Consider the following 16,334-nt stretch of genomic DNA (forward strand, 5'->3'; position numbering starts at 1 on the left):
CCAGGGCGTCCTGAAAGAAAAACTGACCACCTTAGGCTACCGCCCGGGAATGCGCTGCTTCACCCCCAAAATGGTCGCTTGCATTGTGGAGCATTTGGGGGAGCCGTGAAGCGGAAAATGTAAGAAAGATTTTTTATCTTTGCCAAAGTAGAGTTTTTAAACTGAAAAAGAAAGGAGCCCATTATGAGACGACCTAAAATAGTAAAGGCATTAAGCGATATCTTACAGCGTATTGCTCCAGATGCAACTGCTATCCTGTATGGCAGTGAGGCACGAGGTGAGGCTCATTCTGATAGTGATATCGACCTGCTTATCCTTGTTAATAAAGAAAAGCTGTCATTAAAAGAAGAACAGGAAATAACCTATCCTCTTTATGATGTTGAGATCGATACAGGAGTCATGATAAATCCGATCGTTATCAGTCGAAAGAAGTGGGAAGATCTCAAATCCCGTTCCCTGTTTTATTATAATGTAATGAAGGAAGGGATTGTACTATGATAGACGATGAACTTCGCTTTAATATTGTAAATTACAGACTATTTAGTGCACGGAATTCATTAGGAGAGGTCCTTTCGTTATCCAGGGATCAATATTTTAATGCAGCTATATCACGAATGTACTATGCTTGTTTTCATGCAGCATCTGCATTATTGATCAATGCGGGTATAGAAGCACGAACACATACAGGAGTTCGTCAGATGTTGGGTAAAGATTTTGTCCAAACCGGAATTTTATCACGCGATATGAGCAAATTCTACACAAATCTATACAGCAAGCGGCAAAGTAGTGACTATGATGATTTTTTCGATTATACATCTGAAGATATAGATGAATTATATCCGCAAGCGGTAGCTTTCATTGACGCGATAGAAAAAATCATTAAAGGATAATTTGTTTCTCCGTTCCCGTCCCATCTTTTCCCGGACAGGGGCGGTTTTTTTCGGACGGGAGCGAAAAAAGGGGCACGAGGGGCACGTTAAAAGGCTTTTTCCGTAACTTTTATAAATATATAAGACGAGATATGCTACAGAAGAGCATATCTCGTCTCGCGTTATGATAAATGTTTAGAAAAAGGCCTTTTAACGTGCCCCTCGTGCCCCTTTTTACTAAAATGGAATAGATGGATTTGAGTCAGCGTGCTCTTTTTCAACAGTTTGACTAATCTCGTCTTTCGGCAGTGTTTCGTCTGTAATTCCCATCTGACGGGCCTTAACCTGGTCAAAAGTCATCTCTATGACCGCAAAAAGACGTCTGCCGTTCCGCTTTACCTGTTCAAAATCGCTCCTTTTTAGCATCTTGCCCAGGTTATTTACGTTCAGATTAGTGATCGACAGACGTGTTTTTTCGGCTAATTTGGCTAATATTTCACTGCTTGAGAGATATAATGGCGCATCGAAACGTCCGGGACGACGAAAATAGGTGTAGAAAAGTTCTTCCTCGGGACTGCTTTGCTGGAAGGCTTCGTTGTTCGTGTTCACTTCGGCGATGTCGGTGTCGGAGAACCAGAATTTGAAGCCGCTGCGGTAGAGGGACAAGGCTTGCGAATAGATGGCGTCATGGTCGACGGGCGTGGTGTAGTCGATGCCTTGCGCCTCAAAACAGAGGAAACGGCGCGAGCCGGTACGGTCGGTCAACACCTGGCTGTCGTTGACCGTCGCGAGGAAGGAGGCGCGGCGGGTGTAGGTCTCGGCATTGCGGGCGTAGGCACGGCGTTCGCGAACCGTGTTTTTCGTGATCATCACCTTCAGGCGGTTCAGCTCCATGCGGCTCTGCCCTGAAAGTTCGTCAAGTATGATCAGGAAACAGTCGGAGAGCAACAGCATGGCGTCTTTCGACGACGGGTCGAGATTACCGGTATAAATGTATTCGGACAAGGAAGGAGGGACGAGATGACGGCACCAGGTCGTTTTCCCGATCCCCTGCTCGCCGCTGAGCAGCAGGACGGAGTGGTTTTCCTGCTTCGCGTCGATGGCGCAGGCGACGGTTGCCACTAACCATTTGCGGAGGCATGTCTGCCAATAGTCAGGGCGGTCGGTGGCGATTGTGGCCGCCAGGAGGGCAATATGGTCCGTTGTCCCATCCCACGGCGGAAGACTGTCGAAATAGGCCGTAAAAGGGTTGTATTCCTTGCTGTAATCGGAATGGACTACAGCATGGAGCTCAGGCAATTTACAACGTATCCCTGCCATCTGCATCGCGCACCAGACGGAGTTCTCCCAGTAGTCGGTGACAGGTACGAAGTCTTTCCTGCCCTTCTTTTTCGTTTGCTGCCATTCGATTAATCCGCGCACGACATTGTAACGTAAGGTATATGTGGCGGAAAGGAAGCGGCGGATATCTTCCACTTTTCCTTCTCCCTTTTCCGGTGTTTCTTCCTTTCCCGCTTCATCGGTATGCGTGAAGGCGCTTTCCACAGCCTGGCGGATTTCATCGGCAGGGAGATCGGAAAACTTCTGGTTACAATAGGCTTCCGTTTCTGCTTTCAGGATGCCCAGGCGATTGCAATGGCATGAGAATTGGTAGACATAGTTATTCCGGTTCCCATCCTCGTATTTGGACTTGCATGAAGCACGATGACGGGCACGGGCAAACAGCGGAGCCTGGTTTTTATCCTTTGAAACCATCCTGGGCAACTGGGGTTCTAACATAGGAATATCGCCCGGCAACTGCCCGGTGTCGTTCAGCCAGTCCGAGAAACGCGGTGAGAGGAACAGCCCGCTGTCGTCCGAGACGAAGCACAGACGCCCGGCATCGCTTCCCGAAGCATCGATCTCGACACCTAAGAGGTTCTCATACCACGCCTTCATCGTGTCGTAGAGGGCACGGTGGTTCTCGGGGACCCGCTCCAGGCGGACCGCCGCGTAGACAATCACCTTCAACCCTGCCCCGCCGGGACTCAGGAAGCAGGCGACGGTGTAGGCAGCCGTTTCGATCAACGCCCTGAGGCGGACGATATCGGCTGCCGTCAGCCCGTCGAGGTCCAGTATCAGCAGAGGGTTATAGCCGGTCAGGCATTCCTTGAGGCGTTTGCCGTCGTAGAGGGCGGAAACGGTGAAGGCCGGCAGCCCTTTCTTGATCCGTTCGGCCGACGCTTTGTCGCCCTCGGCAAGGCACCCCCGGAGTTTACGGACATCGGGGGCATAGCGGCCCGCCTTGATTTCGGTTAACACGGCTACCAGGGCCCTATTTCCCTGATAAATTCTGAACATAACAAAGACACTAATTTGTACCATAATGCAACTTTTGTGTGATTTATGTCGATTCGTTCGGCATTTGTTCAAATGTAGGGAGAATGAACCGGTTAGCTCACACCTTTTTTGCTTTATTAGTAAAAAGGGTGTCGAATATTATTCGTCTGAAAGATAGCGTTTGGCGGCATCCAATAAACTGGAAAATTTCAGGGGCTCTTTTCCTTCTTCGGGACAGACTTTGATCACTTCGTCGAGCGCACGCAGAAGGGCTTCGCGGTTGCATTTCCCGTCCACTTTGCAATGCTCGCTCTTGATCAGTGGCGCCAGGAGCGCCAGGAACTGGTGTGTCGGCCCGTGGAAGACGACCCGGTCTTTCCACTCCATATCTTCCTCCAAGGCTGCGTGTTCCAGGATGCGGTTCACCTGGTTACAGCGTTTTACTAACTCGTGCAGCTGCTTTTCCGCTGGCTGCAGCGTCTCATTTAACTCGCGCAACATCCGGTTCAGGCCGGCGGCTTCAATTTTTTTTTCATGCTGATTGTTTGTTAGTATTATAAAACGACAAAGCCCCGGAAGTGTTACCATCTTCCGGGACTTGTCTTTTATCTGCTTTCCTTCCTCACAGAGTTACTCACAGAATGAACTTTATTTCAATACTTTAGTATTATTAATATCCGATCACTTATTCGCCTTCACAGGGTACTTAGAATATTACTCTGCGCGATCGACATTTTAGAATTATTTGATTATAAATTCATTCTTACTTAACGATAGCTTTTACAGCTTCCTCGCCTTCAATAGCTACTACGACTACACCAGCAGGAGCAGCAATTGCAGCATTGTCGGATGTAAGAACAGTTGTAGCAACTGTCTGACCCAGAATGTTGGTTACAACAACCTTTTTGCCGGCAGCTCCGACGATCTGTACCTGACCTTCACCTGCCATGACTGTTACAGAAGATACAGTTATATCTTCGTTAGCGGTAGGATCATCAGTAGAAGCTGTCAATGTAAATAACTGACCATCTGTTACGTTATCTGCAATCAGATTGGAAGCCAAAATCGTCTGGTGGTTACCACTGATATAATTCAATACCGGACAACCATTTTCAATCTTAACCCAAGCACCAGTCATCGAACCGATACTTGATACACCATCAAGATTTGATTCGATAAAGAATTTTTCAGGATCATCGTTCATCAAGCGCAGAGAGAATGTCCAATCGTTATGCCCTGCTTTAGTCGCGAAATTCGACATATTGACATTCTTCTTGTTGAACAATTCTTTCGGAATGATATAACCTTCTTTATTTTTCAAATCATCAAGAGTTGTCCCATTGATCGGAGTGAAGAAATATTCACCAGCAGCAACAGTCTTGTCGCCTAAGAAGTCATTAATATGCTTAGCCTCATCAGCAGAGATATACATATGTACACCTTCTACAAAGCCCATACGTACGGCACGTCCATTATATGTAAACAAATCAGGATTATGATATGCCTGAGAACCAGCAGTTACAGAATCAGCCAAGTTAACCAGGAAGCGACCTTCCGTATAGCCATTGTAGAATACGAAATGATCTTCGTCAGCAGCATTGGCAGCAGTAGAATCTGCAAAGTATCCGTGAGTATTTGTCTGACACCACAATCCGTCAGCAATAGAGTCCAGTTCAAGGGCGAACATATACTGCGGCATACGAGTGTTGGAAACAACCCAAGGATCAACAACCCATTTATCTGTTCCGTTTGTCGTCATCTTTTCCTGAGCCAATCCTAAATAACCGAAATCTTTCAGGACATTAGATGCAGGGGCACCCGTCTGGTTTGTAGCATCTTCAAACAACTTCTGGTCTGCTCCACCTACTGTACGGAAGAAGCTAACTGCATTACCTTCGATTTCACGATATAGAGGACGATCATTTGTTGTCAGTGCAAATGCATCGATATTGTCTTCCTGGGTATTCATCAAATCTTCTTCACCGATAACACCATTGCTCAGGACGTTTGCACGCTGGTAACCATTCCATGCATGGTTAACATGAGCCGAATTCAACGTATTGATCAAAGCATAACAAGTATCCTTTTCTGTATCGAACTGATCTGCCTTCAGATAGAAGGATGCTATAGCCGCCAAATGGTTATCCAACATATCGCTGATACCTCTGGCTACGAAGTAATTCTTTTCACCGTAAACAGTGTTAACACCTACATAAGTAGTATCATTGTCAATCAGGTTCACATCTTTAACCTTCAAAGTGTAGGCTTGACGAACCAACTGAGGCAGTTCCTTACCGCTGTTAGCATCGATCACTCCGGCTCCATAACCAAATTCATTACGAGGAACGCGAACTACATAACGGACACCATCAATGGTCTTATAATATACTGTATCCAGTTCATAATATGAATCGTCGCCTGTCGAAACAGTCAGATAATCCTTAGCACCAACATTCATGAATTCGTTTTCTGCATTGTAGCGGTTGTAACGGAATGCATAATTGTTATATGGTAATGTTTCCGGAGTCAAATATTTGTAACCATGATGTTCGTTAGTCAAAGCATATTCATTTGTAACCGAAATAAACTTATAAGTATCCTTTACATACAACATGTTAGTTTTCGTGTCCAATTCAGGAGACGGAGCTACTCTATAGTTTTCAGCATTAACAGTAAATACGTTTCCTGTCGGCTCACCATCTTCCCCAATTTCAGCATACAACTGGCCGATGAATGTGGTATGCCATTCTTTACCATACTCACGGTTGCGAACCTGAATCAAGTCACCACCCTCGCATCCATACTTTTCAACAACGAACATTGTTGAAGGCATCAGATTGTAATCTTGATCACTATTAGCAACATCATACATCAAATCACCATTCAAATTAGCCACAACATATTTACCGTTATTATTTGCAGACTGAATGAAGTACAGACCCGGATCCAAGGTTGTACGAACCAGATAATCATACGGATTATCGAATGCGATACGGGCATTCAGCGGTGCATTGATGTCAGCAGGTGAAGCAGTCAAGCACCATTTGGATGTATTCAGGAACTTCAGTCTGGCAACAATCTGCTTGTTATTTGTTGAAGTCCAACTGTTGCTTGCCTGAGAAGCCTTAGCATCAATATCTGTTCCATAAACAAAGTTCTGGCCAGCATAAGAATCTTTAAAATATACTCCGGCTTCTGCTTCTGCTTCAGACATATCAGAAGCATTCAGAGGTTCAACAACCAAGCTATCCTGAGAAGGATGATAAGTCAACTTAAAGAAATAACGAGCAGAGATCAGCAAATTATCATCCTTTTCCGGCTTGCTGTTTACAATCTCCAAATCACCATCTTCAGGATTAACGCTCTTTTGCCAATATGCAGTGTCCACCATCAAATATTGGTCGTTCTTCTTATTGTCTTTATAGTTCAGACGCATGAAACAATTGCTCAACAGATAAGAAGTTTTTCCCCATGCGGTTTCTGCAGTCTGCAACTTGTTGTAAGCAGTTGCGTATTCAGCTTTTGCTATTTCTAACTCTGCATTTAAAGATTCAAGCTGTCCTTTTGCTGTTTCCAATTTAACAGTTAAGTTCGAAATCTTCTTTTTTGCCTGAGCTAATCCGGTGATAGCCTCATAATAAGCAGACAATGTTTCGCTTTCTTCATTTGTTAATGCAACAACATAAGTGGAACTCTTAGAATCATTCAATGCCCAATTTGCTTGATAGTAACCGGGTTTTGCTGTAGTAAATGATTTCACCACATTTTGAGCTGCAGTATAAACATCTTTAGCTGCTTCAACCACAGCAGGATAATTTATATTGCCTAAAGCATCCTTGCTTTCTACAACTTCATTATATGCTGCCAAAGCATCGTCATAAGCCTTCTTTGCGGCTTCATATCCTTCACCTTTATTGTAATCGTTCCATGACAAAATATTTTTTTCTACACCGGAAACAACATCTTTCACTCTTTTAAAAGCAACATTAGCAGCTTCTTGTCTTTCAGCAGCTAATGCACCCCATTTAGCTTCTTTCTTTTCGTTGTTATGGATTCTTGTTTCGATATTCTGAATTTCAGAATTCAAATCATCTATATCTGTCAACAAACCGTCCATCTTGTTTCCGGTAGTAACCCAATCTGCTACCAACTTATCCATTCCTGCTACATCTGCGACACCCTTCAGATCAGTCACAGCTTTAACAAAAATGTCTTCCATATCTGCTCTATTATACTGTGCCTCATAATTCATAGTCTTCTGCATAGCAGAACCTTCAAAAGCTTTCTCATCCGGATTAATCAACTTACCGTTCGGCTCGTAGAATTTAAAACGACCAAAAGCTTTTCCATCATCAAATACAGACTGCTTGTTATAGTCGATCATGGAATTGAAATCGTAGGCATCCAATACGATGGCATCAGCTAAAACAGGCTGAATTTCCAAAGCACCCTGAGAAGCAATTACGCCACCATTAGCCAATACATTATCATCTGTATCCTTATAAGCTGATACAAAACCATCCATGTCAGCCTTCATTATCATTACAGAGTCCTTTTCATTATTGAAATATGCGTAAGGAGCCAGTTTTTGGAAGTTAGTAGACTGCGTGTCACCCTGATACCATGCCCATCTTGTCACACAACCATCAACCATAGCTGAAGACAAAGAAGCATCTTTACTTTCACCTTTTGAATTGTAAGCAAAAGTGTTATCGTACATTAAGGCTGCATTGGTCTCTTTATTGACAAAACGATACTTACCTCCAGAAAGTCCATCTGTATTACCATAATCGATGTGCCACAAAGATGCAACTAACGGAGCGTGTTCTGCAGGGACTACACGTAAGAAAACCTTACCGGATTCCAACTCACGGAAGTGAACCAGCACACCATACGTTTTAGTTACAGGATCATAAGCCTTCAATTGATACCACTTCTGAGCATCAATTTTGTTAACCTGAGTAGAAGTCGGCGCAGCAACCACATCAGCTTTACGGAACTCATAGTGTCCGTTTGCAGAATTGACTGCTACCGCTGCCGAGAATGCCGACCCGAGAGCCAGACACCCTACAAGAGTAGAAAACTTTTTGTTCATAACTTAATTAATTAGTTAATAAATAATGTATTAAGAATAATTTCATTTTATATATAATGTACGCAAAGCCATTCTGTTAATTTCTGTACTTTGACAGCTAAAACGTACGTTTAAATTCGTCATTTTTTGGAGGTTCGTTAGTCAAAGACGGTTTTTCGTACATGATATGCTATCTAATTGATAAGAAAGGACATAGAAAAAGAAAATTTATTTGCTAAAAGGATTGCAGGTTTAAAAAGTATGCGTAAATTTGTGACGAATTTAAACGTACGTTTTTTTTCGTCATTTTGCTTTTGCCTCCTATCTTTTTTATTCCCAATCAGTTACAAGTCAAAAACAGGTCGTTTTTACCCCTAAAAAACGGGCTTTTTCGCATTCTCCCGTCTTCGCTCATATATTTCTTATTTATAATTACTTACACCCCTTTCATTCAAGTAGTGCTCGAAGTGCAAATTTGTTGTTTTTGAAGGGATAGCGCGAAAAAGGGGGTAAAAAGGGGCAAAAACTTCTTACAAGTTTACCCGAAATAAGCGATATCGGGTGAGCCGATATCGGCACTTACAATGAGGGAAAAGTGCCGTCTTTGCTGGCATAGGATAAGGGATAATCGAGGTCACATAAACTAACGAAGCCCCGGAGATGTAAGTATCTCCAGGGCTTGTTTGTGTCTGCTTTCCACCTTCACAGGCGTACTTGTAGAATGAACTTTATTTCATACTTTAGTATTATTAATCCGACCCCTTGTTCCCCTTCGCAGGTTAATTGATGTTGGTAGAGACGGACGGATGCCCGTCTCTACAACCTCGCGCGGTCGACTTTAGAATTATTTGATTATAAATTGTAATGTTAAGTTACTTTACAATAGCCTTTACAGCTTCTTCTCCTTCGATCGATACGACAACTACACCAGCCGGAGCTGCGATTGTTGCATTGTCGGAGTTGATAACTGCATTGGCAACTACCTGGCCTAAGATGTTAGTGATAACAACCTTCTTACCGGCAGCACCTGCGATTTCTACAGCGCCGGCCTTAGCCATTACTCTGACTGTAGCGGCTTCGATGCTTTCGTTGGATGTTGCGCCACCTTCTGTTGTTGTCAGGCTGAATACTTCACCGTCTGTTACGTTATCAGGTGTCAGGCCGTAACCTGCAACTGAATTATGTTCACCCGTGATGTAGTTGACAACCGGACAGTTGTTGTAGATCTTAACCCAAGCACCATTCCAGGAACCGATAGCTGAATTTCCATCCAGGTTAGACTCGATCAGGAAGTTGTCTGTGTCACCTTCATTTGCATCTTCGATCAGACGGAAGGAGAACGACCAGTTGTTGTGCTTACCTGTTGTGTATTCTCTGCGATCTGTGTTTGCAGGATCAAACAGCTTACCCGGGATCAGTTTGCCTTGTTCGTTCTTCAGGTCTGCCAATGTCTTGCCATTGGTCGGGATGTAGAAGAATTCTCCGGCTTCAACTGTACCTTCACCTAAGAATGCGTTGATCTTAGCTGCATTTTCAGGAGTGATCACCATGTGCACACCTTCAATGAATCCGAGACGTACGGCATAACCTTTGTATGTGTACATATCCGGGTGGTTGTAAGCGTGAGAGCCTTTCGTTACGCTGTCGGCCAGGTTAACCAGGAAGCGACCTGCTGTGTAACCGTTGTAGAATACTACGTGGGTTGCGTCTTCTTTCTGGTCGATAGCATCTTCTACTGATTCGAAGTAGCCATGTGTATTTGTGTTACACCATACGCCATCGCTAACTGTGTCTTTCTCGATTGCCAACATGTATTGCGGCATGCGGGCAGCCATTGCGCGGAGCGGTTCTACGATGAATACCTTAGACTCGTCGCTTGCGTTCATTTTTTCCTGAGCCAGGCCTAAGTAGCTGAAGCCGTCGATTACGTTGGAAGCAGGTGCTCCTGTTTCGTTGGTCTTGTCTTCAAACAATTTCTGGTCAACGTTTCCTACCGTACGGAAGAAGTTAACGTTTGCTTCAGGGATCGAGCGATACAACGGACGATCGTTTTCTTTCAGTGCGAATGCGGAAACCCGATCGTTCGGATTGTTGTTCAATGTATTGTATTCAACATAACCGTTTGCATCCACTACGCTGGCACGGCGGTAGCCATAATACAAGTCTTCACAACAGTTGTTGATACGGGTGTCGATCAGTGCATAGCAAGTAGCGTCGCCGTCAACCTGGTCGTTCTTCAGATAGAAAGAAGACAGAATAGCGAGGCCGTTTGCACGGATGTCCTTGATACCTCTCGCGATATAGTAACCGTTAGCAGCTTCGGCTGTATTCATAGCTACATAAGTCGTGTCGTTGTCGATCAGGTTGACATCTTTTACTTTCAGTACATAGCGCTGACGTACCAATTGAGGCAATACTACTCCGCTGTTTGCATCGAGTACACCGGCACCGTAACCGAATTCATTCAATGTCATCTTAGTGCCATTGTAAGCATAAACAGTGTCTAATTCGTAGTAAGAATTGTCACCGGTCGTTACTTTCAACAGTTCGTTAGACTGTACATTCAGATACTTGTCACCATTGTTATGGTTGTAGCGTAATGCATAGTTCGTGTAAGGCAGAACTTCCGGTTCGATATAGCCATAACCGTGGTATCTGCTTGTCAGAGCGGTCTTGTCTTCAACCGGTTTGATTTCGTAGTTGTCAGTCAGAAGTAACCGGCCACTCGGTATCATTCTTTCAGTTGTCATATAGTTTCCGAAGTAGTCGCCATACGTGTTATCGATGATAAAGTAGCGGCCGTCTTCTTCATACAGCTGACCTGTAAAGAGATCATTGCATGGTGCTCCAAATTCGCGGTTGTGGATTGTAACCAGGTCGCCGCAGTCGCTACCATACTTTTCAACAACCCACATGGTTGCCGGCATCTGTTTGTAGTCTTGAGCATCCAGTTCTTCAACATCGTACATCAACATACCGTAGAAGTTATCAACGAGGTATCTTCCTGCATTCACTCCGTCTTTAGCCTTGATCGTGTACAGACCCGGATTCAGGGTTGCACGTTTCAGGTGCGTGAATTTATTGTTGAATGCCATACGACATTTCAGAGGTCTTGCATCTGCAGCGTCAGCGATAGCAGCTGTCAGGCAGTTGCCGGAATTGCTGAGGTCTTCGAGTTTCAATACGATTTCAGTACCGTTGTTTGTCCAGGAGTTACTTGCCTGTGAAGCGTTAGCCTGAACATCCGAACCGTAAGCAAAATGAGTAGCTACCCAAGATTCTGCCCAAGATTTCTTAGCCGTATAGTCTGCTACGCTCTTTTCAGAAGCGTTCAGTGGTTCGATCACCAAGCTGTCCAAAGTAGGATAGTAGGTGAAGTTATAGAAGAAACGGGCACGAAGCGGAGCTGTCGAGCTTGCGTTATATTCTTTATGGGCTAACTTCAGGTTCGCGTTCATCGGAGAAACCGAATTACCCTGCCAGAAAGCGGTATCGACCATCAGGTAAGTACCTTTCTGATCATTCATGTATTGCAGTTTCATGAAGTGATTTCTGCAGTTGAGCAGGTATGCAGTCTGTGCATTTGCTACGTTATAGGTATTTAACCGGGCTTCTGCATCAGCTAATGCTTTTTCGCAATTATTATATCTTTCCAATGCGGCTTTATAAGCATTTTGAGCATTGATCAGATTTTCGTTTGCAGTAGCGAGAAGGCCTTTAAATAATTTGAGGTTGTTGTAGACTGTTTTGTAATTCCTATAATACTCATCTTTTTCCCCGTCAAACTCAGCCATAGCCATGCTCACTCTTTGTTTATTTCGCCCAGTTAAAACTGACATAGCTGCACTACCTGTAGTTATAGCCGCTTCAATTTTTGCGATAGAGTCTGTTTCGCGATGGAATATATCTTTCTGTGTTAAATAATTATTATTACGTTGCAGGTCTCTGTCATCAATAGATTCGGCAGTTGCAACAATCATCATGGCTACATCATAGGCAGCATCAAATCCATTTTGCAGAGTGGCCAATTCTCCTTCGTTATATTGAATGGTGCTCTCTACTATGTTTTTAAATGCTTGTGCATTAGTCAAATCAGCTTCAGCTCCAGAACTGTTTTCTCCACCATAAAGAGTCCGTTCTGCATCTTCCAAATCGAGTCTTGCAAAATTAGCAGCCATCAAAGCGCTCTCATATTCATCTGGGTTTGTTGTCCCGCCTAATTGGCTAACCGATGCCCGATAGAAGTCGAGGATGGCAGTGTTGTCATCTTCAGCCTGGTAAGCCATGTCTGCATCCATAACACCACCTGTGTTCGGAGTGATTTCAACGGCATCGTCCAGACCTTGTTTACCTTCGAAGAACAGGAATTTAGCCCATTTCTTATCTACGGATGGCTTGTGATAGTCTATCATAGAATTGAAGGCATAAGAGTCCAACGTGATAGGAGCAGCTTCGACCGGCTGGATCTTTAAGGCCTGAATCGCATCCGAGTTGTTGATCATCTCGTTTTTCGAACCTTTGCGTGAGTACACGTAACCGTCATAGCTACGGCTCATTGTGATCACAGAGTCTTTTGAGAAATAGGCATAAGGAGCTACTTCTCCGAAGTCACTGCTGTTCTGAGAGTCGGTGTTATACCATTCCCAGTTTTCAACACAGCTTTTAACCATCCAGCTTGGATCTCCCAATGCTTGGTTTTGATAGTTAGTCGAAGCGGCAAATGCAGGATCGAATGTCAATTCTACGTTTGTCTCTTTGTTGATGAATTTCCATTTGCCACCACCGACAGTATTATCTTCATCATAGACCAACTTCCACAAAGAAGGATTCAACGGCGCATTTTCGGCCGGGACCAAACGCAAGTAAAGTTTACCTGTCATCATGTCGCGATACTGAACCAATACTTCTTGCTTGCTGGGGTTGGGTCTGTCAGCCTGCATGTAATGTGGGTTGTAGTGAGTTGATGTTCTCAACTGGTACCATTTGTCAGATTGAATCTGATTCACGGTCTTAGTTGGAAAAGCAGCTCTTACATCAGCTTTACGAAACTCGTAGGGTCTTTCAGGAACCGCAGCGTTCGTAGCTACTGAACCGGCTACCAGGGCGGTAGCCATCAGAGTAGAAAACAATTTGTTCATAATCCAATTAATTTAATTAATAAAAAATATATTTGAGCATATATAAATCCAGTCTCTTATGTACGCACGTATCTGAATGTTGAAATTCTGTAATTTGACTACAAATACGTACGTTTATTTTAGTCATTTCGGACGGGTTTGTCCGGTGAAACGGGTTTTTTGTACTTGGTAAGCTATCTGATTGATAAGAAAGAATATAGAAAAAGAAAAATTCTTTGGCAAAAGGGTTGCCGGTTTAAAAAGTATGCTTATTTTTGTGACGAAAATAAACGTACGTTTTTTTCGTCATTTCCTTTTGGATATCCTATCTGATTTATTACCAATAAGTTATAAGCTAATTTGTGGCTGTTTTTATCTTTGAAAAACAGGCGTTTTCCGAATTTTTGCAATTACTCATATATTTCTTATCTATAGTTATTTACTTCGTTATGTTGAAGTAATACTGCAAGTGAAAAAGTGCGGTTTTTGGAGAAAAGTGGGTAAATTAGGGTGAAAATGAGGGGCGGATAGTGCTGAATTATGGATTTTGGGTTATGATTTATGATTAAACTGCTGTTTTGGCTTTTAACTTCCATTTTTAATTTTCAATTAATTTCTCTGGCTTTCGTATTTACAGAATGCAAACGAGCGCGGAATAACGCAGGCTATTTTTCTATTATCTGCGTTATTCCGTGCTCGTTTGCGTCATCAGCGTCCGGTAAATACGGACTTGGCTGTTGATTATTTTGCCGGCTGGTCGGTCATCGTGAATACCAGATTGCCGCCGTTCATGATGTCTTTGTGGCTGATGGTGAGGCCGGTCACCGGTTTGCCGTTGAGCTCGACGGATTTTACGTATTTATTGGCTTTTGACAGACCTTTGGCTTCAACAGTGAAAGTCTTATTTCCGGGGAGTGAAAGCGAAACCTTTTCTATCTGCGGTGCGCCCAGCACATATTCGCCGCTGATCGGGTTGACAGGATAGAAGCCCATGGCCGAGAAAATATACCATGCAGACATCTGGCCGCAGTCGTCATTGCCGCACAGCCCGTCCGGTTTGGCGAGATAGAAACGGTCGAATATTTCACGGATTACCTGCTGCGTTTTTTCCGGATGACCGGCGTAGCTGTAGAGGTAAGCGACGTGGTGGCTCGGTTCGTTGCCGTGCGCATATTGTCCGATCAGGCCCGTAACATCCGATACGAAGCCGGTGTTTTCGGCCGTACTTTCCAGGAAGAACAGGGAATCTAACTTTGTCACAAAGGCTTCGTTTCCGCCCATGAGGTCGATCAGGCCTTGTACGTCGTGCTGTACGTGCCAGGTGTATTGCCAGGAATTGCCTTCCGTAAAGTCGCCACCCGATGAGCTGGCGTGTGACAACAGGAAGGAGTTGAACGGCGTGCGCCAGTTGCCTTTGGAGTCTTTTCCCCGCATCAGCTTGAGTTCCGGGTCGAACAGGTTCTTATAGAATCCGGCACGTTTGGAGAAGTGCTCATAATCTTCCGTCTTGCCTAATGCATTTGCCATCTGGGCGACACAATAATCGTCATAAGCGCATTCCAATGTCTTGGAAACCGATTCGGTATCGATGATGTCGAACGGGAAGTAACCGTATTTCTCGAACGTTTCCCAATCGGAGTTGTAATGGCTCACGGTCGCACTGGCTTTGACTGCCTCATAAGCCTTTTCTGCGTCAAATCCTTTGAAGCCCTTCAGGTAAGCGTCTACAATCACCGGAATGGCGTGGTTGCCGATCATGCAGAAATTCTCTTTCCCCCACAAAGCCCAGATAGGCAGGAAACCCTGTATCTGCTGGTGGTCCAACATTGTCTGGATCATGGCGTCGACTTTATCCGGGTTCAGGATCGTGTACAGCGGATGGGCGGCGCGATAGGTGTCCCAAAGCGAGAACGTAGAATAATATTCGCCGGTCGGAGAGGTGTGGACATTGTCATCGATACCCCGGTAGCGTCCGTCGGTGTCGGCAATGTTGTTCGGCTGCATCATCAGGTGATACATGGAAGTGTAGAAACTGGTCTTTTCGTCTGTCGTTCCTGTGACCTGTGCACGGGCGAGGAGTGCTTGCCACTGGTCGTGTGTCGCCTGGCGGACAGCCTCGAAGTCCCATGCCGGGTTTTCTTTTTGCATGGAGGCAAGCGCGCCGTCGATACCGACGCTCGACATGGCAATTTTTACCTGCACGGCTTCACCCGGTTTCGTATCGAATTCGAGTACCAGGCGTTTGGCCTTCTCCCCTTTCTCGGCGGGAAGTTCTTCTTTGACCGTGTAAGGATGGTCGAATTTGATTACATAGAAATAATGGCGTGTCACCCAGGCGCGTGTCTGGTTGTGGCCGGTGATTGTCTGGTTGTCCGGCATCTCGATGTCGGCTTCCAGGACATGTGTTTTGAGGCTTTCCACACTGCCGACCATGCCGCGTTGCAGGTCGAGGAGCAGGCGGGCAGGACCTCGTTCTTGAATGTATAGCGGTGGAGAGCCGTGTGGGCGGTTGCCGTCATTTCTGCATCCACACCATAGTCCGACAAGGTGACGGCATAGTAACCCGGCGCTGCTTTCTGTGTGGATTTGTCGTATTCGCTTTTGTATGTATTATTCTTTATATCGCCGCTGAAAGGGAAAAGCAGGATGTCTCCGAGGTCCGGGCAACCCGTTCCGTTGAGGTGCGTCTGGGCAAACCCTTCGATAAAGTTGTCGTCGTAGTTATATCCCGAACAATACCTCCACGAACCGACACCGGATTCCGGGCTGGCTTGTATCAGGCCGAACGGGGCGCAGGCGCCGGGAAACGTATGGCCGTTATCCGCATTTCCGATAAAAGGGTTGACATACTGGCAATAATCTTCTTCGATATTGTCTTTACTTTGCGGTGCAGGGGCGCACGCGCTGACTATCCCTAACAGGGACAGCCCGATCACAAGGTCCTTCATGAATTAG

Annotated in this window: 7 protein-coding genes and 1 pseudogene; 3 read left to right on the forward strand and 5 right to left on the reverse strand. The window is 44.9% G+C overall.

All coding sequences use genetic code 11. The features are described 5' to 3' along the window. The first annotated feature begins 22 nt into the window (after positions 1–22). The 3 genes from DW083_RS22870 to DW083_RS12365 all read left to right on the forward strand — a co-directional run bounded on the left by DW083_RS22870 (position 23) and on the right by DW083_RS12365 (position 890). A complete protein-coding gene (locus tag DW083_RS22870) occupies positions 23–109 on the forward strand; it encodes a DUF4248 domain-containing protein (RefSeq protein ID WP_255419822.1) in 87 nt (28 codons plus the stop codon). Between the two features lie 74 nt (positions 110–183). Then, positions 184–498, forward strand: a complete 315-nt coding sequence (locus DW083_RS12360) for a nucleotidyltransferase domain-containing protein (RefSeq protein WP_122332564.1) — start codon at positions 184–186, stop codon at positions 496–498. Continuing rightward, positions 495–890: a HEPN domain-containing protein gene (locus tag DW083_RS12365; RefSeq protein ID WP_122332565.1), complete on the forward strand. Its 396-nt coding sequence runs from the start codon at positions 495–497 to the stop codon at positions 888–890. The genes DW083_RS12360 and DW083_RS12365 overlap by 4 nt, the downstream gene beginning before the upstream one ends. A gap of 216 nt (positions 891–1,106) precedes the next feature. Here DW083_RS12365 and DW083_RS12370 read toward each other — a convergent pair whose 3' ends face one another. From DW083_RS12370 to DW083_RS12390, 5 genes and pseudogenes are all read right to left on the reverse strand, one after another. After that, on the reverse strand, positions 1,107–3,233 hold the full coding sequence (locus DW083_RS12370; protein ID WP_122332566.1) for a VapE domain-containing protein: 2,127 nt from the start codon (positions 3,231–3,233) through the stop codon (positions 1,107–1,109). A 114-nt stretch (positions 3,234–3,347) separates the two neighbouring features. Continuing rightward, positions 3,348–3,776: a hypothetical protein gene (locus tag DW083_RS12375; RefSeq protein ID WP_122332567.1), complete on the reverse strand. Its 429-nt coding sequence runs from the start codon at positions 3,774–3,776 to the stop codon at positions 3,348–3,350. A gap of 175 nt (positions 3,777–3,951) precedes the next feature. Beyond that, complete coding sequence (locus DW083_RS12380) at positions 3,952–8,283, reverse strand: DUF6383 domain-containing protein (RefSeq protein ID WP_122332568.1); 4,332 nt, start codon at positions 8,281–8,283, stop codon at positions 3,952–3,954. A gap of 851 nt (positions 8,284–9,134) precedes the next feature. Continuing rightward, the gene (locus DW083_RS12385; RefSeq protein WP_147382137.1) at positions 9,135–13,400 is read right to left on the reverse strand and encodes a DUF6383 domain-containing protein; all 4,266 of its coding nucleotides are present in this window, start codon (positions 13,398–13,400) and stop codon (positions 9,135–9,137) included. A 720-nt stretch (positions 13,401–14,120) separates the two neighbouring features. After that, a pseudogene (locus DW083_RS12390) lies at positions 14,121–16,327 on the reverse strand (GH92 family glycosyl hydrolase). Positions 16,328–16,334 lie beyond the last annotated feature (7 nt).

It is taken from the genome of Parabacteroides sp. AF48-14, from assembly GCF_003477465.1.
Lineage (GTDB): Bacteria > Bacteroidota > Bacteroidia > Bacteroidales > Tannerellaceae > Parabacteroides > Parabacteroides acidifaciens.